A 22,699-nucleotide genomic window follows, 5' to 3' on the forward strand; every position below is an offset into this window, starting at 1 on the left:
TCACTTCTTTTCGGGAGCTTGTGCGGCGGCGTCAAGGTCTTGGGCAACCTGCTCGGGGGTCTTTTGTCCCGTCAGGATTCCCTGGAACCCGTCCCACATCGCATTGTTGAAGACGTCGGTCGTGAGGACGTCGATGTTGTAGCCGAAGTCGCCGGACCCTTCGGCGATGCGCGCCGTGTCGTCGATCACCTGGGAGAAGAGCTCGGAGACTTCGAGCCCTTCCGTGTCCACCGGGTAGGCGGGGATCGTGCCAAGGTTTTCGACCTGCCAGCGCCCGCGTTCCTCGGTCTGCATGTAGTCGAGGAGCTTCACTGCGGCGTCGGGATTCTTTGTCGCAGACGAGATGAAGGTTCCGGCGCCGAGGCCTCCGCTGAAGATGCCTTCACCGTCTTCGGCGGGGAAGGGCATGAACCCGACCTCGAAGTCGGCCGACTCCTTCAGGGATGAGACGAGCCAGCTTCCGGTGGGATCCATCGCTGCCTTGCCCGAGTAGAACAGGGCGTTGCCGTCGTCGTAGGTGAGGGCATTGGGAGTATCGGGAAGGTGTCCGGACGCCGCGAAGTCCGCCCAGGTTTCGAGGGCGGCGACGACGTCGGGCGAGGTCCACGGGGTCTTTCGATCGAGGAGGTCCTGGACGCCGTCGGCGCCGACCCGGCTTGAGAGGGCCATGCTCAGCAGGTGCCCGCCCTGCCATCCTTCCTTGTCGCTGACCGCGAAGGGGGTGACCCCGGCCTCGGCGAGGTCCGCCGCGGCGTCCTTGAGGTCTCCGAGGTTCTTCGGCTGGGCGACGTTGTGTTCCGCGAAAAGGTCCTTGTTGTAGAAGACGCCGATCTCCTCGAGCTGGGTCGGCACGCCGACCACCTTGTTGTCGAAGGTGACCCGCTCGCGGGCGAAGTCGTAGATGGTCCAGTCATTCTGCTCGTAGGCCTCGGTGAGGTCGTAGAGGAGTCCCGCCTCGGCGAGTGTCCCGGCGAAACCGGGACCGGTGTCGTAGTTGAACACGTCGGGGCCCTGACCGGAGCGCAGCTGGGTCTGGAGGACGGTCCTGATGTTGTCGGCCGGCAGGACGTCGAGCTTGACCTTGATGCCGGATTCCTCCTCGAACTTCTTGAGGTCGGCCTTGATCAGGTCAAGTTCCGCGGGGAGCTCCGGCTGGCCGATGAGGTAACGGATCTCGTTCTCCCCGGCGCCGCCCTGGCCTGAGGGTGCTGGTCCGGTGCAGCCGGTCGTCGCGAGCGTGAGGACGGCGACGGCGGCTGTTGCCGCAATCGTCGGGAATGGCTTCTTCATGGTTGACTTCCTTGTCGGTTCTTCTGTGGGGAAGCGTGCGCGCGAGAGCCCGGGTTCGCTTAGCGCGGGGGGAGCTGGTGGACCTCGTTGACGGCCACCTCGGCCCAGCCGCCGGTGGCGGCGGAGGCGAGCACCGCCTCTGTGATCGCCGCGGTGCGGACGCCGTCGTCGAAGCTGGGCATGCGCTCGACGTCGCCGGTGAGCACGCTGGCGTAGACGTCGGAGACGAAGGCCCTGAAGCAGTCGTGGTAGCCCTGGGGGTGACCGGCGGGAAGCGTTGAAAGTGACGCTGCCTCGGGGCTCAGGGTGCTTGGGTCGCGCACGACCGTCTGGCTGCCGGAGCGCTGGCCGACCCACAGGCCCTCCGGGTGTTCCTGGTCGAAGGAGACGCTTGCGCGCTCGGCGCTGATGTCGAACCAGAGGCGGTTCTTCCGCCCCGGGGAAACCTGGCTCACGACGAGCGAGCCGACGGCCCCGCGGTCGGTGCGGAAGTTGACGCACGCGATGTCCTCGGTCGTGCCGGACCCGCTGCTGGCAGGCAGGGCGCGCTTGGCGAACGCCGTGGAGGTGAGAGCCGACACTTCGGTGATCCTGTGTCCGCTGACCCATTCCACGAGGTCGCACCAGTGGGAGCCGATGTCGGCGAATGCCCGCGACGCGCCGCCCCGTGCCGGGTCGACACGCCAGTCGGTGTCTTCGGGGGTGGAAAGCCAGTCCTGGAGGTACGAGCCGTGCATGAGGTGGATGCTGCCGCTGGAGCGGGCCGTGATGCGCACCCGGGCCTCCGCAACCAGTGCGTGGTAGCGGTAGACGAAGGGAACGGCGGCCACCAGGTCCGACTCCCTGGCGAGCTCGGCGAGGCGCCGGGCTCCCGCGGCGTCGAGGGCCAGCGGCTTTTCGCAGACAACATGTTTCCCGGCGTGAAGCACCTTCGCCGCCAGCTCCTCGTGCAGGTGGTTCGGCACGCAGATGTGGACGACTTCGATGAGTGGATGGGCAATCAGGTCGTCGACCTCAAGGGCAAGGCTTTCCGGTGCCCATGACTCGGTGGCGGCCTTCGCCGTCGCAAGGCTCGATCCGCTGACAGCAACGATCTGCGCGCCGACCCTGCGCGCCGCGTCGCCATGGACGCGGCCCATCATGCCTGTACCAACAATTCCAACACCGATATGTGCCACTGAACTCCTTGGGGTGTCACCTGAATCACACAAGCCATGAGCATATGGTGCAGTTCTTATGTTGGCAATCGCAAAAAGTTATGAGAATTTTGGCATAACTCTCGGAGAAGTTTGGGATGCTTGTGAGATGGTCATCACTCCAACAGAACAGCGCAGATCTCCTTCACCCTCCGGCGGGGACCTCAGCGCCGTGCTTCAGGCGATCGCCCGGGAACCCCGATGCACCCGCACCCGCCTCGCCGCCGTCACCGGCCTTTCCCGCGGCACCGTGGCGACCCGGAGCGATGAGCTGATCGGGCTTGGACTTGTGCTTGAGGAGGTGGGGACGTCGAAGGGCGGGCGGCCTCCCGGCGAACTGCGGCTCAACGGCTCAGCGGGGGTCATCCTCGGCGCCGACGTGGGCGTGACGCAGTGCGCGCTCTCGGTGAGCGACCTCGCCGGAACGACGCTTGCCCAGGTTTCCTACTCGATCCGCATCGCCGACGGCCCGCAGCCGGTCCTCGAGGGGATCGACAAGGCCTTCCAGGCCCTGCTGCGTTCGGCCTCGAGGGAGATCCCGGAGGTCTGCGCCATTGGCATCGGCGTTCCCGGACCGGTTGAGCATTCAACCGGGACGGTCGTTCGGCCTCCGATCATGCCGGGGTGGGACGGATGCGTGGTCCCCGGGTTCTTTGCCGAGCGGTACGGCGTTGCAACCCTCGTGGACAACGACGCGAACCTCGCGGCCCTGGGCGAGTACTGGGCCCGCAACGAGGACACCGAACACATCCTTTACGTGAAGGTCAGCACCGGGATCGGGTGCGGCATTGTCAGCGCGGGCCGGCTGCACCGCGGCGCGGAGGGCGCGGCGGGGGACATCGGGCATATCCAGGTACCCGGGCACGACGGCGAGATCTGCTCCTGCGGCAACATCGGCTGTCTCGAAGCCGTCGCCGGAGGCGAAGCGCTCGCGAGGAAGCTCCGCGCCCAGGGCGTCGAAGCCGCGCGCACCGGCCGCGACGTCACCCGCCTTGCCGCCGAGGGGAATCTCTACGCGAGGAGGGCGGTGCGCGAGGCCTCCGAGAGCATCGGCAAGGTCCTCTCAATGATCGTGAGCTTTTACAACCCGACCGCCATCGTGGTCGGCGGCCCCTTCGCTGAACTCAGCGAGGAGCTGCTTGCCGGCATCCGCTCCGCGATCTACCACCGCGCCCTGCCTCTTGCCACACGGTCCCTGCGCGTTGAACCGAGCACGCAGCAGGACACCGTCGGACTGCTCGGCGCCGTGGTCCTGGCCCATGAGCACGTGCTCTCCCCCGCAGGGATCGAAGCGCTCCTCGCGGCCCGCACTGCCGCGGTTCGGGCACCCGCTCCGCGGTAGCCCGCCCGGTGCCCGCCGGGGCGCACCGGTCCGAGGAGGCCTGACCGTCAGGAGTCCGCCTTTCACTGCATACCCCCTTGGGGTATCATGAAAGGGATCCGAAGGAGGACCCCATGAGCGAAGCTCCAACTACCGAGCCTTCCGCCTACGGCTACAGTGCGGACAAGGACGCCTACCTGAAGCGCCTGAAGCGCATTGAGGGACAGGTGCGCGGCATTGCGCGGATGGTCGACGAGGACAAGTACTGCATTGACATCCTCACCCAGGTGGCGGCGGTGAACAAGGCACTCCACGCCGTCAGCCTTGGCCTGCTTGAGGACCACATCACCCACTGTGTCGTTGGCGCCGCTCAGGATGCCCAGGCGTCGGGGGATCCGCAGGGCGTCCAGGGCAAGGTCCAGGAAGCCTCCGCCGCCATCGGCCGCCTCCTGCGCTGATTCCGCCGATCCGGCCAGTAACCCGCCAACCCGATTCAAGGAGCACATCATGGAAACAACAACCGTCAGCATCTCGGGAATGACCTGCGGCCACTGCGTCGATGCGGTGACCAGCGAGCTTGAGTCCCTGGAGGGGGTGACGGCGGTCGACATCGCGCTCAACAAGGAGGGCATCTCAACTGCCACCGTCACCTCGGACGCGCCGCTGGCCCCTGCCGAGGTTGGCGAGGCCGTGGCCGAGGCCGGGTACCTCGTGGTCGCGAACGACGCCTGAGCATGGACACAGACAGGCTCCCGGCGGTGGACGGCACCCGGGTGGTGGAGCTCGACATCTCGGGGATGACCTGCGCCTCCTGTGTGGCGCGGGTGGAACGCAAACTGGGCAAGCTCGAGGGTGTCGAAGCGAGCGTGAACCTGCCCCTGGAATCGGCCGTGGTGCGGGTGCCAGCGGCGATTTCGGACCAGGACCTGCTCAACACGGTCAAGGCGACCGGATATTCGGCAAGCGTCCGGCACACGGCCGCCCACCAGCGCCCCGACGACGGCCCCACCGCGGCGGCACGCCTGCGCCCCCGGCTGGTCACGGCCGCCCTGCTCACCGCGCCGGTGCTCCTGATCTCAATGCTCCCTGCGCTCCAGTTCCCCAACTGGGGCTGGGCCGTTTTCGCCCTGTCGACCCCGGTGGTCACCTGGTCCGCCTGGCCCTTCCACCGCGCCGCGGCCGTCAACGCCCGCCACCTCTCCTCGACCATGGACACCCTCGTTTCGATCGGGGTCACCGCGGCGTATCTCTACTCGGCGTGGCAGCTCTTCACCGATCCGTCGATCACCGCCCATACCGGGATGGACATGGGTGGCCACGCCCTGTACTTCGAGGTGGCCGCCGTCGTCGTCACCTTCCTGCTGCTCGGCCGGTACCTAGAGGCGAACGCCAAGGAGCGCGCCGGTTCGGCCCTCACGGCCCTGCTCAGCCTCGGAGCGAAGGAGGCACGCGTCCTGCGCGGCGCCGACGGCGACCGGCGGGAGATCAGCATCCCGGCCGAAACGCTCATCCCCGGCGACGTTTTCGTCACCCGGCCCGGGGAAAAGATAGCAACGGACGGCATAGTGCTCGAGGGGCACAGCGCCGTGGACGCCTCGCTGCTGACCGGCGAATCGGTGCCCGTTGAAGTCTCCCCCGGCGATCCAGTCACCGGGGCGACGATCAACGCCTCCGGACGCCTCGTCGTGACGGCGACAAGGGTGGGAAGCGATACAACGCTGGCGCACATGGGCCGCCTCGTAAGCCAGGCCCAGAGCGGCAAGGCCCGCGTTGCCCGCCTCGCCGACCGCATCAGCGCAGTGTTCGTCCCGGTGGTCCTGGTTATCGCCATCGGCACCTTCGCCGCCTGGGCCCTTATCACCGGAGACCTGCAGAGCGCGTTCACCTCCGCCGTCGCCGTGCTCGTGATTGCCTGCCCGTGCGCCCTGGGGCTCGCCACGCCCACCGCCCTGCTCACCGGTTCCGGCAGGGGCGCCCAGCTCGGCATCCTGATCCGCGGCCCCCAGGTGCTCGAGGACACCCGGACCGTCGACACCATCGTTTTGGACAAGACCGGCACGGTCACCACCGGCCGGCTCGCGGTCAGCGGCACGGCCGTGCTGCACGGAGCCCTGCAGCCCCCCGAGCTGCTGCGCCTCGCCGGCGCCGTCGAATCCGCGAGCGAACACCCCATCGCCCGGGCGATCGCGGCCGCCGCCGGCGCCCCGCCCCCGGTGACCGGCTTCTCGAGCGCCCCCGGCGGTGGCGTCCGGGGCACGGTCGAGGGCTCCACCGTCATTGCCGGCCGGCAGAGCTGGCTGCGGGAAAACGGCATCGAGCTCTCCGACAACGACATTGAGGCAATGCGCCTTGCCGAGGATCAGGGGGCGACGGCGGTCTGGATCGCCGTCGACGGCAGGGCCGTCGGCCTGATCACCTTGACGGACACGGTCAAGGAGGGCTCGGCACGTGCCATCCAGCGCCTGAAGAGTCTTGGGCTGCGCCCCATCCTGCTGACCGGGGACAACGCTTCGGTTGCCGCGCGCGTCGCCGAGGCAGTCGGCATTGCGCCCGAAGACGTACGGGCCGGGGTCCTGCCCGCGGGGAAGGTCGCTGCCGTGCGCGAGCTGCAGGCGCGCGGCGCAATCGTCGCGATGGCCGGCGACGGGGTCAACGATGCTCCGGCACTGGCCCAGGCGGATCTTGGGATCGCCATGGGATCGGGCACCGACGTGGCCATCGAAGCCGCCGACCTGACCGTGATGGGCAACAGCCTGGAGCAGGTGGCCTCGGCGATCGAGCTCTCGCGCAGAACCCTCTCCACCATCAAGACCAACCTGTTCTGGGCGTTCTTCTACAACACGATCGGCATTCCGGTGGCCGCCCTCGGCCTGCTCAACCCGATGGTTGCTGGAGCCGCAATGGCAGCCAGCTCCGTGCTTGTTGTAGCGAATTCGCTGCGGCTGCGCAGGTTCGGTAAGTGAGCCCGGCCCCGCTCCCCCCACGGCGGGTTGATTTCAGGGCCGGGGAACGGGCTCCACGCTGTTGGGTAGATCCGCGGTTCCCGGACGGGCTTCAGCGGCCCGGGTGCGTCCGGCGGAGCGCAGTTCGTCGACCCGCACGCACACCACTCCGGCCATGATCAGGACCCCGCCGAGAAGCTGGACGATCTTCGGAAGCTCCCCGAGCATCAGCCAGGCCGCCAGCACGGCGAACAGGACCTCGGTCAGCGCCGCGAACGAGGCAACCTTCGGGCCCAGCCGCTGCGCGGCGATGATTCCAGTAACGTACGCCGCGACCGTCGACACCAGCACCAGCCCCGCGACCGGCACCACCCAGCTGGTCTGCCACCCGGCCAGCACCACATCGCTGAAGACGAAGTGGAGGGGCATGACGCCGGCCACTCCCAGGGCGCCGATGGTCAGCGCGCCGGTCACCATGCCGCCCGCCGCCATGACCAGCGGAGGGAGGCTGTCGTTGATGCGGGCAGACATCAGGAAGAACACCACAAGGCACACCGCCGCGCCAAGGCCGTAGAGCACCCCGACCGGATCCAGCCGCTCCTCGGCCCCGAGGTCGAGCACGAACAGCAGCCCAAGGACAGCCAGGACGGCGCCCGCAAGCGTGAGCCGGTGCGGCGGCTTCCCCGAGCGCATCCAGAACCAGCCGACGATCAGCACCGGTGCGAGATACTCGAGCAGCAGTGAGACACCCACCGACATGCGGGAAACGGCATTGAAGTAGAAGAGCTGGCAGAGCGCAATGGCTGTGACACCGTAGACCGTCACGGTCAGCACGTTGCCGCGCAGGGTCGACCAGCGGCCATGGAGCACAAATAACGCGGGGACGACCAGTACGAGGGCGGCACCGGCGATCCGGATCCCCACGGCCGCGCCGGGGCTCCACCCGGTTTCGAGGAGGGACTTGGCGAACCCGCCGGAGAGTCCGAACGTTGCCGCCGACAACAGGGCAATCCAGATGCCCGACGCAGGACGCCGCTCCATCCGCTCACCGCCTTTCATACCCACCCGATTGATGCCATGATCTTGGTGTCATGATCAAAACCTACTAATGGTCGTGACACTATCCGCGGGCAATGTCAGGAGTCAAGATGTCTTTTACCTATGACACCGAGGTAGCGCTGGTCTCGGCGGCAGCGCTGATCAACACGGGCAAGGAAGACCGCGACCAGCTCAGCACGCAGGAGGACCTTGATGCATTCCTGGCGGCGCAGCAGTTCTCCGGGTCGCGGACGCACTCGCCGGCGGAACTTGAGGCGGTGCGCGGGCTGCGGGCCGAACTGGAGGTGATCTGGCACTCCGCGGAGGACGACGCCGTGGCCAGGGTGAACCGGATCCTGCGCTCGGCGAACGCGCTGCCGCAGCTTGTCCGGCACGACCACTGGGACTGGCACCTCCACGCGACAGGACCCGAGGCCCCGCTGGTGGACCGGATGGCAACCGAGGCCGCCATGGCAATCGTCGACGTCATTCGGGCTCACGAACTGGGGCGGCTGGGCACCTGCGCGGCCGAGGACTGCAGCGCGGTGGTCCTTGATCTTTCACGCAACCGCTCAAAGCGGTTCTGCGATACGGGCAACTGCGCCAACCGCACGCACGTCAAGGCGTACCGGGCCCGCAAGGCCGGCGCCTGATCGTCACCGCCCTGCCGGCAGTGCCGGGCTCAGGCGTCGGGCCGCCGCTGGCCGTAGCGCGGCTCGGCGTCATCGGGTCCTGACCCGGTGGATCCCGGGACTGACGAACCGCCGGGCCCCTGCGTCCCGCGCTGTCCCTGCGAAGGCGCCGATGACCGGTTCACTCCCGAGCCCTTGCCCAGGTGTTCGGGGTTCGGTGCTTCAACCATCATCAGCATTGCGCAGATCATCAGCGAGACGATGAAGGCGATGCCGGCCGCTGTGAGACCAAGATCGACGCGGAGTGCCCTGCCCGCTCCGCCCGTGGCGAAGATGGTTGTGGCAAAGCCGGCCACGACGCCCAGGACCGCCGAAAAGACGAGGGGCCCCTTGACGCCGTGGCGCATCCTGCCCTGGCTGGGTTTCCCCGGTTGGCTCTTAGCCACTGAAAATCCTTCCGGTGGTGCATCAAAAGCTTCTACGTGGCGTAGAAGTGCATTGTCCTAGTTTACGGCGGAATCGGCGGTGCCCGCACCCGCTTCCTCCCGCGGCCCCTAGCCGCGCGGGGCCGTCGCTCCGGTGACCATCCAGCGGTCGTTGCGCACTCGCCAGCCCAGGGTTCCGGCGCGCGCCGCCATGTATCCAAGGCCGAAGGCGGTCCACAGCCAGACGAGGCCGGAGGATCCGGCAAGCCCGGCGGCATGGACGGCTGCCAGCAGCGGGAGGTAGAGCGCCAGGTTGAGCACGCCCGCGAGCGCGAGGTACCGCGCATCGCTTGCGCCGATCAGCACGCCGTCAAGGACGAACACCAGCCCGCACACGGGCTGGGCCGCGGCGAGGACCCACAGGCCGGCGGCAAAGGCGGCCTGCACCTGCTCGTCGGGGGTGAAAAGCTGCCCCAGGAAAGGAGCGGCGGCGGCCAATGCGCCCCCAGTGAGGGCGCCGAACCCGAGCCCCCACACCACCATGCGGCGGGTGAGCGCACCAGCGAGCGCCTTGTTTCCGGCACCGAGCTCCTTGCCGATCAGCGCCTGCGCGGCGATGGCGAGGGCGTCGAGGGCGAACGCGAGGAAGGTGAAGATCGTCATGACGAGCTGGTGGGCGGCGAGGGTGACCGGCCCCTGTGCGGTGGCAACGAACACAGTGGCCAGGATGGCAGCCCGAAGGCTGACCGTCCGCAGCATCAGCCACGACCCGACCCTGGCGGTGGAATGCACACCTCTCCAGCGCGGACGCAGCGGCACGGAGTTCCCGCGTGCCAGACGGAGGACGATCATGAGGTACACCGCCGCCATGCCCCACTGCGCGATGCTTGTGCCGAGGGCGGATCCCGCCACAGAGAGTCCCAGCCCGTAAACCAGCAGGAAGTTCAGGGCGATGTTCGCCCCGAACCCGACGCCGGCCACGATGAGCGGTGTTTTCGTGTCCTGCAGCCCCCGCAGCACGCCGGTGGCCGCGAGCACCACGAGCATGGCCGTGAGCCCGGGCATCGACCAGCGCAGGTAGTCAACGGCGAAGACGTGCACTTCGCCCCGCGCACCGAGACCTGCCACGAGGACGGGTGCATATACCCATCCGAGAATGGACAACAGCAGCCCGAGCAGCACCGCCAGGCCGAGCCCGTCGCGGCCCGCCGCGACCGCTTCGGCCCGGCGCCCGGCTCCCAGCAGCCGCGCTACGGCGGGCGTAGTTGAATATGCCAAGAAGACCATAAGTCCGACCGCGGTCTGCAGGACCGTCGATGCGAGCCCCACGCCGGCCAGTTCAGCAACGCCGAGATGGCCGACAATGGCCGAGTCGGCAAGGAGGAACAAGGGTTCGGCGATGAGCGCCCCGAGGGCGGGAACCGCAAGGCGGAGGATGCTGCGGCTGAGCTGACGGTTTCCGGGAAGGGTCTCACTCACTGGTTCAGCCTAGCCTCCGGGCGGCGGATCTCATCCGGCTTCCGTCAGCACCGCGGGTCCGCCGTCATGAATTTCTACAACGTGTAGAAATTCAATAGGGTGTGGAATGTGCCCCCACAGGCCGGCCCGCCTCGTTCAGCGCAGTTCTTCGGCGCAGGCGACCCGGCCGCGGGTGCGCCGCCCCGGGGTGTCCCAGCCCGCGGGTTGCTACTGCGTTGAAAGAAGCCGTAATGCTTTCTGATGTTTCCCGCCCCGTCATTGCCGCCACGCTTCCCGTTGTGGGCGAGCATATCGGGGAGATTGCGCGCCGGTTCTACGCGCACATGTTCGAGGCCCGGCCGGAGCTGCTCAATGGGCTCTTCAACCGGGGCAATCAGGCCGACGGCCGCCAGCAACAGGCATTGGCCGGCTCGATTGCCGCATTCGCCTCCTTCCTGGTGAACAACCCGAACGATCTGCCCGATCACCTGCTGGCGAGGATTTCCCACAAGCACGCGTCGCTCGGCCTGCGCGAGGAGCAGTACGAGGTAGTGCACGAGCACTTGATGTGGGCGATCGGGGACGTGCTTCAGCAGGCAGTGACCGCCGAGGTGGCCGCGGCCTGGGACGAGGTGTACTGGCTTATGGCCAATGCCCTCATCAACCAGGAGCGTGCCCTCTACCGCGACGCAGGGCTGACTCCCGAAACCCTCTGGCAGACCTGGAGGATCGTCCGTAAGATCCGGGAGAGCGAGGACGTGGCCACCTTCGTCCTCGAGCACCGCGATGGAAGCGCCGCGAGCCCCTCCCTTCCCGGGCAGTACGTCAGCCTCAAGGCGCTCATGCCCGACGGCGTGTGGCAGCCGCGGCAATACAGCCTTTCCCGGGCCGATGACGGAACGCACCGCCAGATCACCGTCAAGCGCGCCAACGGCCCGGCAACGCCCGACGGTGAAGTCTCAACGATGCTCCACGACAAACTCGAGGTCGGCGATGAAGTGCTGCTCTCGGCGCCTTTCGGCGACGTGATCCTTGAAGCGTCGGACCGGCCGATCGTTTTCGCGAGTGCAGGCATCGGAATCACTCCGCATGCGGGAATGATCTCCCACCTGGCCCGGACGGACGCCCGGCGGAACGTGACCTTCCTCCACGCCAACCGTGGCCCCGGCCCGATGGCCCTTCATGACCAGATCCAGACGGACCTGAGCCGGATGTCCGACGCACGGATGATCACCTGGAACACCGGCCTCACGGAATCCGGAAGCGGCGAGAATCAACTCGAGGGCAGGATGAGCCTGAGTTCCATCGAACTGCCCCCGGGTGCCGTCTACTACATCTGCGGCCCGCTGCCGTTCATGCAGTCCCTTCGAAGCACCCTCATCAACCGAGGCGTCTCCGCGAAGGCGATCCGCTACGAAGTCTTCGGACCGGACCTTTGGCTCGCAGCCCCCACCACCTGATCACCCAGGACATGCGGGGCGCCCGGAGTACCAGCCCCCGGCGTTCGAGGCAACCAATCTGCAGGACCCCCCGCTTTGAAGGGTCGATTACCGCAAGACGTGCACGTTCGACCAACGTACTGGGCGTTCCGACGGCCACTGGGAATAGGCCACGGGAAATAGTCGGTGTCCCGTGGACCGCCCCTTGACCCGCCGGATGAGAGCCCATAGGGTTCGTATACGATTTCATATTTGACGAGGAGCAGCGGGTGGAACTGGTTGACGGCGGCCTCTTGGCGAAGGCCCGCAAGGTGATCGCGGTGCACATCAACTACCCCAGCAGGGCCGCCCAACGGGGACGCACGCCTGGACAACCCTCCTACTTCCTGAAGCCCCCGTCGTCGCTGGCCCTCAGCGGTTCCGCGGTCGAGCGCCCGGCAGGCTGCGAGCTTCTCGGATTCGAGGGCGAAATTGCCCTGGTCATCGGCAGGCCTGCTCGCCGCGTGGGCATCGACGACGCGTGGAGCCACGTCGAATGGATCACCGCGAGCAATGACCTCGGGGTTTATGACCTGCGATACGCCGACAAAGGGTCCAACCTGCGGTCAAAGGGAGGCGACGGATTCACTCCCGTCGGTCCCGGGCTGATCATGGCGGACTCCGTGGATCCCGCCGCACTGCGTCTCCGCACCTGGCACAACGGCAAATTGGTTCAGGACGACACCACCAAGGACCTGCTGTTCCCCTTCAGCCGGCTCATCGCCGATCTGTCCCAGCTGCTCACCCTCGAGCGCGGCGACATCATCCTGACCGGCACTCCAGCCGGGGCCTCCGTTGCCGTCCCCGGCGATGTCATCGAGGTGGAGGTCAGCAGCGTCGGTTCAGAAGACAACGACGGAGGGATGAGCACCGGCCGTCTCACCACCAGGGTGGAGGAAGACACGACGGCGTTCGCGGACTTCGGTGCCCGCCCAAAGGTTGACGACCTCCAGCGGGAGGAGGCCTATGGCTCGCGTGAAGCCGCCGGTATCCCTGCCCCGGCGCCCGTGCTGACTCCGGCCCTCAAAACGAAGCTCGAAGGAGTGTCAACGGCTACACTTTCCTCGCAGCTCCGCAAGCGCGGCCTGAACAATGTCAGCATCGACGGCCTCACCTCGACCCGCCCGGAGAGGCGGATCGTGGGATTGGCCCGAACCCTGCGCTACGTTCCGAACAGGGAGGACCTCTTTGCCGCCCACGGCGCGGGCTACAACGCGCAGAAGCGGGCAATCGACTCGGTCAATGAGGGTGAAGTCCTCGTCATGGAGGCCCGGGGTGAGACGGGCACTGGAACCATCGGCGACATCCTCGCCCTCCGCGCCCAGGTCCGCGGCGCGGCGGCGGTCATTACCGACGGCGGCGTGCGGGATTTCTCCGCTGTCGCGGGCCTGGACATGCCCACCTACTACGCCAATCCGCACCCGGCGGTCCTTGGTCGCCGCCACATCCCGTGGGATACCGACATCACGATCGCCTGCGGCGGCACCACGGTCCAGCCCGGCGACATCATCGTTGCCGATGCTGACGGCATCCTGGTGATCCCACCGGCGCTTGCCGCGGAACTCGCCGAGGATTCAATTGCCCAGGAACGCGAGGAAGCCTTCATCGCCGAAATGGTTGAACAGGGCCACGGCGTTGATGGCCTCTATCCCATGAACGCCTCCTGGCGTGCGCTGTATGAGGAGTGGGAGGCGAAGGCCCGTGGCTGAGGCTGTCGCGGCTGCGGGTCCTGCCGCCCCCGGCAGCAAATCAGAGCAGGCCTACGCCCTGGTCAAGGCCCGGATCGTTGAGGGGACCTACTCCCCCGGTTACCGTCTCGTGCTCGCGAAAATCGCCGGGGACCTCGGGGTCAGCGTGGTGCCGGTCCGTGAAGCGATCCGCCGGCTGGAAGCCGAAGGCCTTGTGACCTTCGAACGCAACGTCGGGGCCACGGTGGCGGGGATCGATCCCACGGAGTACCTCTACACGATGCAGACCCTCAGCATCATCGAGGGTGCGGCCACCGCCCTGTCCTCTCCCCTTCTTGGGGCTGCGGACATCGCCCGGGCCCGCAGCATCAACGAAGAGATGCGGGCCTGCCTTCAGCATTTCGACCCGGTGCGCTTCACCCGGCTCAACCAGGACTTCCACAGTGTCCTCTTCGAACACTGCCCCAATCCGCACATCCTCGACCTCGTGCACCGTGGCTGGAACCGCCTGGCTTCGCTGCGCTCCTCCACCTTCCGTTTCGTCCCCGGCCGCGCGCGCCAGTCGGTTGACGAACACGAGGCCCTGCTGAAGCTCATTGAGTCCCAGGCGGGTGCCGACGACATTGAGAAAGCCGCACGTCTCCACCGCAGCGCCACCCTCGACGCCTACCTCGCGCAGTCCAGCGCCACCGACTCCCGTTAGGAACCCACGATGACGACTCCCAGCAGCACAGCGACAGAGCAGTACGTCCCGGAGGGACTCCCCTCGCACATCCAGCACTACATCAACGGCCGGTTCGTCGACTCGGTCAGTGGAAAGACCTTCGACGTCCTCGACCCGGTGTCCAACACCAACTACGCCACCGCGGCAGCCGGCCAGAAGGAGGACATCGACGCCGCCGTCGCCGCGGCGCGTGAAGCGTTCCTCAATGGTCCCTGGCCGACGATGAAGCCACGGGAACGCGCCCGGGTCCTGAACCGGATCGCCGACGCCGTCGAAGCGCAGGAGTCGCGCCTTGCCGAGCTCGAGACCTTCGACACCGGCCTGCCCATCACGCAGGCCAAGGGACAGGCGCTGCGCGCGGCGGAAAACTTCCGCTTCTTCGCGGACCTCATCGTGGCCCAGTTCGACGACGCCATGAAGGTCCCCGGCTCCCAGATCAACTACGTGAACCGCAAGCCGATCGGCGTCGCCGGGCTCATCACCCCGTGGAACACCCCCTTCATGCTCGAGTCCTGGAAGCTGGCCCCCGCCCTTGCCACCGGCAACACGGTGGTCCTCAAACCGGCCGAATTCACCCCGCTGTCGGCATCGTTGTGGGCGCAGATCTTCAAGGACGCAGGCCTGCCGGACGGCGTCTTCAACCTCGTCAACGGCCTCGGCGAGGAAGCCGGCGACGCCCTCGTGAAACACCCCGACGTGCCGCTGATCTCCTTCACCGGTGAGACCACTACCGGCCAGACGATCTTCCGCAACGCCGCGGAGAACCTCAAGGGCCTGTCAATGGAACTCGGCGGGAAGAGCCCCTGCGTGGTGTTCGCCGACGCCGACCTCGACGCCGCCATCGACTCCGCCCTGTTCGGGGTGTTCTCCCTCAACGGCGAACGCTGCACCGCCGGCTCGCGGATCCTCGTCGAACGCCCCGTCTATGACGAGTTCTGCAAGAAGTACGCCGCCAGGGCGAAGAACATCGTGGTCGGCAATCCCCACGACCCAGGGACCGAGGTCGGGGCCCTGGTCCACCCCGTGCACTTCGAGAAGGTCGCCTCCTACGTGGAGATCGGCAAGTCCGAAGGCCGGCTCCTGGCCGGCGGTGGACGGCCGGAGCACCTGCCGGAGGGCAACTACATCGCGCCCACCGTCTTCGCCGACGTTTCCCCCGATGCGCGGATCTTCCAGGAGGAGATCTTCGGCCCCGTCGTCGCGATCACCCCGTTCGACACCGACGCCGAAGCCCTCGCCCTTGCAAACAACACCCGGTACGGGCTCGCCGCGTACATCTGGACGCAGGACCTGACCCGGGCGCACACCTTCTCCCAGAACGTCGAAGCAGGCATGGTCTGGCTCAACAGCCACAACGTCCGCGACCTGCGCACCCCCTTCGGCGGGGTCAAGGCCTCCGGGCTGGGCCACGAGGGCGGCTACCGGTCCATCGACTTCTACACCGACCAGCAGGCCGTGCACATCAGCCTCGGCCCGGTCCACACCCCGAAGTTCGGCAGCGTCGAAGCGTCGGCCCTCAACGAGGGCTAACACCGCCCCCGCACTTCCTCCCCGCTTTCAACGAAGAGAGATTCCCATGAGCAATGCCGTCCCCAAGCCCTCGGTCCCCGCTCCGGACATCGTCCGCTGCGCCTACATGGACATCGTCGTCACCGACCTGGCGCGTTCCCGCCAGTTCTACGTCGACGTCCTCGGCCTGCACGTCACCGAGGAGACCGACACCGAGATCTACCTGCGCTCCCTCGAGGAGTTCATCCACCACAACCTGGTGCTGCGGCTGGGACCCGTCGCAGCCGTCGCCGCCTTCGCCTACCGGGTGCGGACACCGCAGGACGTCGACGCCGCCGAGGCCTACTACAAGGAGCTCGGCTGCCGCACGGAGCGCCGCACGGAGGGATTCACCAAGGGAATCGGCGATTCGGTCCGCGTCGAGGACCCCCTGGGCTTCCCGTACGAATTCTTCTACGAAACCGAACACGTCGAGCGCCTCACCCAGCGCTACGACCTCTACTCCGCCGGGGAACTGGTGCGCCTCGACCACTTCAACCAGGTCACCCCCGACGTCCCGCGGGGACGTGCGTACCTCGAGGACCTGGGCTTCCGTGTCTCGGAGGACATCAAGGACTCCGACGGCGTCACCTATGCCGCCTGGATGCACCGCAAGCAGACGGTCCACGACACCGCCCTGACCGGCGGCGACGGTCCGCGGATGCACCACGTCGCCTTCGCCACCCACGAAAAGCACAACATCATCCAGATCTGCGACAAGATGGGCGCCCTGCGCATCAGCGACCGTATTGAACGGGGGCCCGGACGCCACGGCGTCTCCAACGCGTTCTACCTCTACATCCTCGACCCGGACGGGCACCGCATCGAGATCTACACCCAGGACTACTACACGGGGGACCCCGACAACCCCACGGTCACCTGGGACGTGCACGACAACCAGCGCCGCGACTGGTGGGGCAACCCCGTCGTCCCGAGCTGGTACACCGAAGCCTCCCTGGTCCTTGACCTCGACGGCAATCCGCAGCCCGTGGTGGCCCGCGAGGACAAGAGCGAGATGGCCGTGACCGTCGGCGCCGACGGCTTCTCCTACACCCGCCAGCCCGACGGTGGGGAAAAGGGCTTCAAGGTGGGCGCGCAGCTCTGATCCGCAGGTTGTCCACACCGCCTTCGCCCTCTTCCAAACGCTGAACGGAGCCTGCCATGCTCGACCCATCCACAGTAGAAACGATCGCCGACGAACTCCTTGACGCTGCCCGGACCCGCACCCCTGTCCCTCTGCTGACCGCCCGCTACCCCGACATGACCGTTGAGGACTCCTACGCCGTCCAGCGGCTGTGGCGGCAACGCAACGAGGACGCCGGCCGCGTCCTGGTGGGGCGCAAGATCGGGCTCACCTCGAGGGCGATGCAGGCCGCAACCGGCATCACCGAACCCGATTACGGCGCCATCTTCGACGACATGGTGCTCGAGACCGGCTGCTCGGTGGAGTGGGCCCGCTACACGCACCCCCGGGTGGAAGTGGAGCTCGCGTTCGTGTTGAAGAAAGACCTTGCGGGTCCGGGCTGCACCATCTTCGACGTGCTGAATGCGACGGACTACGTTGTCCCCGCACTCGAAATCCTCGATTCCCGGATCGAGATGGAGGGACGCACAATCGTTGACACCATCTCCGACAACGCCGCGATGGGGGCAATGGTGATCGGAGGCAACCCGGTGCGCCCCGACGCCGTCGACCTGCGCTGGGTCTCGGCGATCCTCTACAAGAACCAGACCGTCGAGGAGACGGGCGTCGCCGCAGGGGTCCTCGACCACCCGGCCGCAGGGGTGCATTGGCTCGCCAACAAGATCGCGGGGCACGGCGACGGGCTGAAGGCCGGGGACATCATCCTCGCCGGGTCCTTCACCCGCCCCATGTGGGTTCATCAGGGCGACACCGTCCACGCCGACTTCGGACCGCTTGGGGTTGTGACATGCCGCTTCCACTAGACCATACGTTCAGGGACGCCCTCGCGGAGGCCCACGGTCCACTCGCCGGGATGTGGGTGTGCTCCGGAAGCCCGCTGGCCGCGGAGATCTGTGCGGGGTCGGGGCTTGACTGGCTCCTTGTGGATGCCGAACACAGCCCCAACGGACTTGAATCCATCCTTGCCCAGCTGCAGGCCGTTCACGGGTATCCGGTTACCACCCTGGTCCGCCCGCCGGTCAATGACCCAGTGGTCATCAAGCAGTACCTTGACCTCGGGGTCCAGAACCTGCTCATTCCGATGGTGAATTCCGCGGCGGAGGCCGAGGCCGCAGTGGCCGCGACCCGCTATCCGCCGGAGGGCGTGCGAGGCGTCGGCTCAGCCCTGGCCCGGGCCGCCCGATGGAACCGGATCCCGGACTACCTGGCCCGCGCCGGAGAAACCCTCAGCGTCACCGTCCAGATCGAATCGACGGCGGCCGTCGACGCCGTTGAGGAGATCCTGAACGTTGACGGGGTCGACGCCATCTTCCTGGGCCCCTCCGACCTCGCAGCTTCAATGGGCCTCCTCGGACAGCAGGAGCATGCCGACGTGCGCGGCGCCGTCGAGCGCTGCCTGGCCGCCGCCGGGCGGGCCGGCAAACCCGCCGGCGTCAACGCCTTCACTCCGGCGACGGCACACAGCTACCTCGATGCCGGCGCGAAGTTCATCCTCGTCGGCGCCGACGTCGCCCTGCTGGCCCGCGGCTCCGAGGCCCTCGCCGCTGAATACACCGCGCCCAGGCGTGGCTCGGCCGACGCCGGCGACCCGTCCGCAAGCTACTGACACCGGGCGTCGAGGCGCACACGTGCTCTTGTGGCGTCCGTCTCAGGGCGCGTACAGTAACATCCGATCCTCGTTCGCTTATCGAACGAAAAGTTCTATTATCGAACACGGTATGGCCGATCGGCCGTCACGATGAAGTGAGGAAACCCCGTGCAATTCCACCATCACGGATATGTGTCAGGCGATCCACGCGTCCGTCCGGCGGCCGGCGTCGGGCTTGACCGGCCCAGGGAGCTTCCGGACGAGGTCGACGTCCTGATCGTAGGGACTGGCCCTGCCGGCATGACCACCGCCGCCCAGCTCTCCCAGTTCCCGGGCATCACCACGCGCATCGTTGAGCGCCGCCCGGGCCGGCTGGCAATCGGCCAGGCGGACGGCATCCAGGCCCGCAGCGTCGAGACCTTCCAGGCCTTCGGCTTCGCGCAGCGGATCATCGACGAGGCGTACCGGATCACCGAGATGGCGTTCTGGAAGCCGGATCCCGAGGATCCGTCACGCATCATCCGCACCGCCCGTCCGGAGGACGACCCCACCGGCATCAGCGAATTCCCGCACCTCATCGTCAACCAGGCCCGCGTGCTCGATTACTTCGCGGAGTTCATGAAGAACTCCCCCACCCGGATGGAGCCCGACTACGGCTACGAGTTCGCCGGACTCGAGATAACCGGGAACGGCGAGTATCCGGTGACAGTGACGTTGGTGCACACCTCCGGCGAACATCAGGGCAGGGAGCGCACCGTGCGGGCGAAATACGTTGTGGGCGCCGACGGCGCGCGCAGCAAGGTGCGGCAGGCAATCGGCTGCACGCTGGCCGGCGACCAGGCCCGGCACGCCTGGGGGGTCATGGACGCCCTGGCGGTCACGGATTTCCCGGACATCCGCCTGAAATGCGCCATCCAGTCCGGTGAAGGTGGAAGCATCCTGCTGATCCCCCGCGAGGGCGGCCACCTGTTCCGCATGTACGTCGACCTGGGCGAGGTCGGGCCGGACGACAACGGCGCCGTGCGCGCCACCACTCTCGACCAGATCATCGCGAAGGCGAACCAGATCCTCAGCCCCTACACGCTGGATGTGCGGAACGTCGCGTGGCACAGCGTCTACGAGGTGGGCCACCGCCTCACCGACCGGTTCGACGACGTCCTCCCGGACGAGGTGGGAAGCCGCACCCCGCGCGTATTCATTACCGGGGATGCCTGCCACACCCACAGCGCCAAGGCGGGCCAGGGCATGAACGTCTCGATGCAGGACGGGTTCAACCTCGGATGGAAGCTCGGCCACGTCCTCGACGGGCGCAGCCCCGAGAGCCTGCTGGCAACCTATTCGGCGGAGCGGCAGGTCGTGGCGAAGGACCTGATCGAGTTCGACAAGGAGTGGTCAACGCTCATGGCCAAGAAGCCGGAGGAGTTTTCCGACCCTTCCGAACTCGAGGACTTCTATGTGCGCACGGGCGAGTTCCCCATGGGCTTCATGACCCAGTACGCACCCTCACTCCTCATCGCCGACCCCGTGCACCAGGACCTCGCCACGGGGTTCCCGATCGGGAAGCGATTCAAGTCGGCGCCCGTGGTGCGGGTCTGCGACGGCGTCCCCATGCACCTCGGCCACCACGCGACGGCCGACGGCCGCTGGCGGATCTACGTCTTCGCCGATGCGGCCGAGGCGGGCAGCGGCTCGGGTGTGGCCGACTTCGCCGCGTGGATTCAGAACGCTCCCGACTCTCCGCTTGCTGCCACCCCCGAGGATGCGGGGGCTGACGCGTGGTTCGACGTGAAGGTGATCTACCAACAAAACCACAGGCAGGTCGACATCGGAGGCGTACCGGCAGCGTTCAAGCCCGCGGTGGGACCGTTCGGGCTCACCGACTACGAACTGGTGTACGCCGCCGATCCGGCGTCCGACATTTTCGAACTGCGCGGCCTCGACCGCTCCGGCGTGATCGTCGTCGTCCGTCCCGACCAGTACGTGGCAAACGTCCTGCCCCTGGCGTCGATGGCCGAACTCGCGGGCTTCTTCGAGCCGCTGCTCGCACCTGTGCGCTCAGCGCGGCAGCCGGGACGGACCTTCGCCTAGCAGCGGCCCGCCGGACTGCGGGAAGCGTTTGCTACCGCAGCTGGCTCGCGATGCGTTCGGCGCCCGCGCTGAGCTCGGCGCCGATTTTCGCCGCATCCTGGTCGGACCGGATATAGACCACGGCGACGGCCGCCGGTTTTCCACCGGGCACGGTTATGGGTGCGGCAATCGAGGAAACTCCCGCTATCACTTCATCGTGGCTCTCGGCGTAGCCGCGGTTCCGGGCCAGGGCGGCTTGGGTGCGGTAGGGGATTGTCGGCGCAGCGGCCTGCCACTCCTCCTCACTCATTGCCGACTGGATGGCAATCCCAGGGGCTCCGGAGTGGACCGGGTGGCGGGAGCCGGGATGCTGGGCCACTGCCGCTCCGGAGTGGCGGGGTTCAACGGAAACCAGGGTCACGCATTCCTGGCGGTCCCACACCGCCACGAAGGCGGTCATGTTCAGGGAGTTGGCCAGCGAGGTAAGTTCAGGCAGTGCCGCTGTCTGGAGGCTGCGGGAGACATTCCGTGCCAGGACCGCCAGCCCGGGTCCCGGCTCGAACCGCCCTGTGTCGTCGCGGATCAGCAGTGAGTGGTCCTCCAAGGTGCGCAGGATCCGATAGGCGACGGAGCGGTGGACCTTCATCGCTCCAGCAAGTTCGCCGATCGTCAGCGGCCCCGGCGCTTCAGCAAGGATCTCGAGGGCGCGGATACCGCGAGACAGGGTCTGCGAGGGTGACGGCCGGGTCAGTGCGGCGTCAGCTTCCTCGCGAATGTTTGCTTCCACCGTTTCATCGTAGGCGCTGATGGGAATGCGCCCACCGCTTGTCAGGATACGGCCGCGCTCGCCGCCTCGATGGATTCGGGCGAGAGGACGTGGGTGATCGCCAGCACGGCCGCCCCCAGCACTCCGGCGCGCTGTCCGGCGACGGAGGGTACCACGCGCAGATGCTCGGTTGCCAGCGGCAGGGAGCGCCGGTAGACAACCTCGCGGATCCCGGCCAGAAGGTGTTCCCCGGCCTGGGCAAGGCTGCCGCCGATGACGATCACCGACGGGTTGGTGAGGTTCACGCAGGTCGCCAGCACGTCGCCGATGTCCCGCCCCGCCTGGCGGATCACCTGGATGGCCGCGCTGTCCCCCGACCGGACAAGCCGAATCACGTCCCCGCTGGAGGAGAGCGGCATGCCGGTCACCGCGGTGAGCGCCGCCGCGAGGGCCGGCCAGCCGGCCAGCGCCTCGAGGCATCCGGAGTTGCCACAGCGGCACATCACCTCGCCGGCCCGCGGCACCCGGACGTGGCCGAGGTCGCCCGCAGTGCCCTGGGCACCGCGTTGGAGGGTGCCGCTCGAGATGATCCCCGCACCGATCCCGGTTGCGACCTTGATAAACATCAGCTCGGTGACCTCCGGCCAGTGGAAGCTCTGTTCCCCAAGCGCCATGATGTTCACGTCGTTGTCGACAAGCACGGGGACGTCGAAGCTCGCCTGGACCCGCGCCGGAACGTCGAAACGGTCCCAGCCGGGCATGATTGGCGGATTCATCGGCCGGCCCGTCTCGTGCTCGACCGGCCCGGGGAGGCCGATCCCTATTGCCGCGAGCTCGTCCCGCCGGCGCCCCGCCTGCGCCAGCAGCGAGTCAACGGCCGCAACCAGCCACCCGAGCACAGCTTCCGGACCGTCCGCTATCTCCATCGCCGTGCTCTCGCTGGCAAGTTCGGTTCCGGAGAGATCGGCAAGGACCACCAGTGCGTGGGTGGCTCCAATGTCGGCACCAATGACGACGCGCGCTCCGGGGTTCAGCGCAAACAGCGACGGCGGCCTGCCGCCGGTCGAGACGGCGCCGCCGTAGGGCGAGACCAGACCGAGTTTCATCAGCGTCTCAACCCGGGAGGCGACGGTTGAGCGGGCCAGGCCGGTGAGCTGCGCGAGCTCCGCCCGGGTGCGCGGCTGTCCGTCGCGCAGGAGCTGGAAAACCTCGCTCGCGCCCGCCGCCGGGAGGACCGAGGTTCGCGCCGAGGTGGCGTAGGACGCTGGGCTTCGAACCACGCTTTCAGTAAAGCACGGCACACTTTCGTGAGTCACGCCACATGCATTTTTACGAGTACTACCTGTCTTTTGCATGGCTATCGACAAAAGATATGGCGTCTGTCACAGTTTTCG

20 protein-coding genes are annotated in these 22,699 nt (G+C 67.4%); 13 read left to right on the top strand and 7 right to left on the bottom strand.

What is annotated here, in order from left to right; genetic code table 11:
• Both AC4D2R_RS13180 and AC4D2R_RS13185 read right to left on the bottom strand, forming a co-directional pair.
• Positions 1 to 1,290, bottom strand: a complete 1,290-nt coding sequence (locus AC4D2R_RS13180; RefSeq protein WP_490940419.1) for an ABC transporter substrate-binding protein — start codon at positions 1,288 to 1,290, stop codon at positions 1 to 3.
• 59 nt (positions 1,291 to 1,349) lie between these two features.
• Entirely contained in the window at positions 1,350 to 2,468 is a 1,119-nt protein-coding gene (locus tag AC4D2R_RS13185; protein WP_490940421.1) for a Gfo/Idh/MocA family protein, read from the bottom strand.
• Between the two features lie 127 nt (positions 2,469 to 2,595).
• Between AC4D2R_RS13185 and AC4D2R_RS13190 the strand changes: the two genes are divergently transcribed.
• The 4 genes from AC4D2R_RS13190 to AC4D2R_RS13205 all read left to right on the top strand — a co-directional run bounded on the left by AC4D2R_RS13190 (position 2,596) and on the right by AC4D2R_RS13205 (position 6,770).
• Entirely contained in the window at positions 2,596 to 3,828 is a 1,233-nt protein-coding gene (locus AC4D2R_RS13190) for an ROK family transcriptional regulator (protein WP_490940422.1), read from the top strand.
• 113 nt (positions 3,829 to 3,941) lie between these two features.
• On the top strand, positions 3,942 to 4,265 hold the full coding sequence (locus tag AC4D2R_RS13195) for a metal-sensitive transcriptional regulator (RefSeq protein ID WP_490940424.1): 324 nt from the start codon (positions 3,942 to 3,944) through the stop codon (positions 4,263 to 4,265).
• A 49-nt stretch (positions 4,266 to 4,314) separates the two neighbouring features.
• Complete coding sequence (locus AC4D2R_RS13200) at positions 4,315 to 4,539, top strand: heavy-metal-associated domain-containing protein (RefSeq protein WP_490940426.1); 225 nt, start codon at positions 4,315 to 4,317, stop codon at positions 4,537 to 4,539.
• A 2-nt stretch (positions 4,540 to 4,541) separates the two neighbouring features.
• Positions 4,542 to 6,770, top strand: coding sequence for a heavy metal translocating P-type ATPase (locus tag AC4D2R_RS13205; RefSeq protein WP_490940428.1), 2,229 nt, complete (start codon positions 4,542 to 4,544; stop codon positions 6,768 to 6,770).
• 33 nt (positions 6,771 to 6,803) lie between these two features.
• Here the strand turns inward: AC4D2R_RS13205 and AC4D2R_RS13210 are convergent, their stop codons facing one another.
• Positions 6,804 to 7,808, bottom strand: a complete 1,005-nt coding sequence (locus AC4D2R_RS13210; protein ID WP_490940649.1) for an EamA family transporter — start codon at positions 7,806 to 7,808, stop codon at positions 6,804 to 6,806.
• 89 nt (positions 7,809 to 7,897) lie between these two features.
• On the opposite strand from AC4D2R_RS13210, the gene AC4D2R_RS13215 reads away from it, so the two are divergent.
• The gene (locus AC4D2R_RS13215; protein ID WP_490903244.1) at positions 7,898 to 8,440 is read left to right on the top strand and encodes a CGNR zinc finger domain-containing protein; all 543 of its coding nucleotides are present in this window, start codon (positions 7,898 to 7,900) and stop codon (positions 8,438 to 8,440) included.
• A 29-nt stretch (positions 8,441 to 8,469) separates the two neighbouring features.
• On the opposite strand, the gene AC4D2R_RS13220 is transcribed toward AC4D2R_RS13215, so the two are convergent.
• Both AC4D2R_RS13220 and AC4D2R_RS13225 read right to left on the bottom strand, forming a co-directional pair.
• Positions 8,470 to 8,865 carry a hypothetical protein gene (locus AC4D2R_RS13220; protein WP_490940430.1) on the bottom strand — a complete coding sequence of 132 codons (396 nt, stop codon included), beginning with the start codon at positions 8,863 to 8,865 and terminating at the stop codon, positions 8,470 to 8,472.
• Between the two features lie 108 nt (positions 8,866 to 8,973).
• Positions 8,974 to 10,323: an MATE family efflux transporter gene (locus AC4D2R_RS13225; protein WP_490940432.1), complete on the bottom strand. Its 1,350-nt coding sequence runs from the start codon at positions 10,321 to 10,323 to the stop codon at positions 8,974 to 8,976.
• 230 nt (positions 10,324 to 10,553) lie between these two features.
• On the opposite strand from AC4D2R_RS13225, the gene AC4D2R_RS13230 reads away from it, so the two are divergent.
• The 8 genes from AC4D2R_RS13230 to AC4D2R_RS13265 all read left to right on the top strand — a co-directional run bounded on the left by AC4D2R_RS13230 (position 10,554) and on the right by AC4D2R_RS13265 (position 20,560).
• Complete coding sequence (locus AC4D2R_RS13230) at positions 10,554 to 11,762, top strand: globin domain-containing protein (protein WP_490940434.1); 1,209 nt, start codon at positions 10,554 to 10,556, stop codon at positions 11,760 to 11,762.
• Positions 11,763 to 12,010: 248 nt separating this feature from the next.
• The gene (locus AC4D2R_RS13235; RefSeq protein WP_490940435.1) at positions 12,011 to 13,489 is read left to right on the top strand and encodes a fumarylacetoacetate hydrolase family protein; all 1,479 of its coding nucleotides are present in this window, start codon (positions 12,011 to 12,013) and stop codon (positions 13,487 to 13,489) included.
• A complete protein-coding gene (locus AC4D2R_RS13240; protein ID WP_490940437.1) occupies positions 13,482 to 14,171 on the top strand; it encodes a GntR family transcriptional regulator in 690 nt (229 codons plus the stop codon). The genes AC4D2R_RS13235 and AC4D2R_RS13240 overlap by 8 nt, the downstream gene beginning before the upstream one ends.
• A gap of 9 nt (positions 14,172 to 14,180) precedes the next feature.
• Positions 14,181 to 15,722 carry a 5-carboxymethyl-2-hydroxymuconate semialdehyde dehydrogenase gene (gene hpaE / locus AC4D2R_RS13245; RefSeq protein WP_490940438.1) on the top strand — a complete coding sequence of 514 codons (1,542 nt, stop codon included), beginning with the start codon at positions 14,181 to 14,183 and terminating at the stop codon, positions 15,720 to 15,722.
• A gap of 46 nt (positions 15,723 to 15,768) precedes the next feature.
• Positions 15,769 to 16,845, top strand: a complete 1,077-nt coding sequence (hpaD, locus tag AC4D2R_RS13250) for a 3,4-dihydroxyphenylacetate 2,3-dioxygenase (RefSeq protein WP_490940440.1) — start codon at positions 15,769 to 15,771, stop codon at positions 16,843 to 16,845.
• A 56-nt stretch (positions 16,846 to 16,901) separates the two neighbouring features.
• A complete protein-coding gene (gene hpaH, locus AC4D2R_RS13255) occupies positions 16,902 to 17,687 on the top strand; it encodes a 2-oxo-hept-4-ene-1,7-dioate hydratase (protein WP_490940442.1) in 786 nt (261 codons plus the stop codon).
• Complete coding sequence (locus AC4D2R_RS13260) at positions 17,672 to 18,490, top strand: HpcH/HpaI aldolase family protein (protein ID WP_490940443.1); 819 nt, start codon at positions 17,672 to 17,674, stop codon at positions 18,488 to 18,490. The genes hpaH and AC4D2R_RS13260 overlap by 16 nt, the downstream gene beginning before the upstream one ends.
• Before the next feature lie 150 nt (positions 18,491 to 18,640).
• Complete coding sequence (locus AC4D2R_RS13265) at positions 18,641 to 20,560, top strand: FAD-binding monooxygenase (protein WP_490940445.1); 1,920 nt, start codon at positions 18,641 to 18,643, stop codon at positions 20,558 to 20,560.
• 31 nt (positions 20,561 to 20,591) lie between these two features.
• Here AC4D2R_RS13265 and AC4D2R_RS13270 read toward each other — a convergent pair whose 3' ends face one another.
• Positions 20,592 to 21,326, bottom strand: coding sequence for an IclR family transcriptional regulator (locus tag AC4D2R_RS13270; protein WP_490940447.1), 735 nt, complete (start codon positions 21,324 to 21,326; stop codon positions 20,592 to 20,594).
• Positions 21,327 to 21,367: 41 nt separating this feature from the next.
• Complete coding sequence (locus AC4D2R_RS13275) at positions 21,368 to 22,585, bottom strand: ROK family transcriptional regulator (protein WP_490940449.1); 1,218 nt, start codon at positions 22,583 to 22,585, stop codon at positions 21,368 to 21,370.
• Positions 22,586 to 22,699 lie beyond the last annotated feature (114 nt).

The sequence above is a fragment of the Arthrobacter sp. TJ-217 genome, assembly GCF_058269255.1.

Excerpts from the sequence above, each read along its gene's own strand:
- hpaH (WP_490940442.1), top strand. The coding sequence starts at position 16,902 with ATGCTCGACCCATCCACAGTAGAAACGATCGCCGACGAACTCCTTGAC.
- AC4D2R_RS13215 (WP_490903244.1), top strand. The coding sequence starts at position 7,898 with ATGTCTTTTACCTATGACACCGAGGTAGCGCTGGTCTCGGCGGCAGCG.
- AC4D2R_RS13195 (WP_490940424.1), top strand. The coding sequence starts at position 3,942 with ATGAGCGAAGCTCCAACTACCGAGCCTTCCGCCTACGGCTACAGTGCG.
- AC4D2R_RS13190 (WP_490940422.1), top strand. The coding sequence starts at position 2,596 with ATGGTCATCACTCCAACAGAACAGCGCAGATCTCCTTCACCCTCCGGC.
- AC4D2R_RS13205 (WP_490940428.1), top strand. The coding sequence starts at position 4,542 with ATGGACACAGACAGGCTCCCGGCGGTGGACGGCACCCGGGTGGTGGAG.
- AC4D2R_RS13180 (WP_490940419.1), bottom strand. The coding sequence starts at position 1,290 with ATGAAGAAGCCATTCCCGACGATTGCGGCAACAGCCGCCGTCGCCGTC.
- AC4D2R_RS13210 (WP_490940649.1), bottom strand. The coding sequence starts at position 7,808 with ATGAAAGGCGGTGAGCGGATGGAGCGGCGTCCTGCGTCGGGCATCTGG.
- AC4D2R_RS13200 (WP_490940426.1), top strand. The coding sequence starts at position 4,315 with ATGGAAACAACAACCGTCAGCATCTCGGGAATGACCTGCGGCCACTGC.
- AC4D2R_RS13260 (WP_490940443.1), top strand. The coding sequence starts at position 17,672 with ATGCCGCTTCCACTAGACCATACGTTCAGGGACGCCCTCGCGGAGGCC.
- AC4D2R_RS13230 (WP_490940434.1), top strand. The coding sequence starts at position 10,554 with ATGCTTTCTGATGTTTCCCGCCCCGTCATTGCCGCCACGCTTCCCGTT.
- hpaD (WP_490940440.1), top strand. The coding sequence starts at position 15,769 with ATGAGCAATGCCGTCCCCAAGCCCTCGGTCCCCGCTCCGGACATCGTC.
- hpaE (WP_490940438.1), top strand. The coding sequence starts at position 14,181 with ATGACGACTCCCAGCAGCACAGCGACAGAGCAGTACGTCCCGGAGGGA.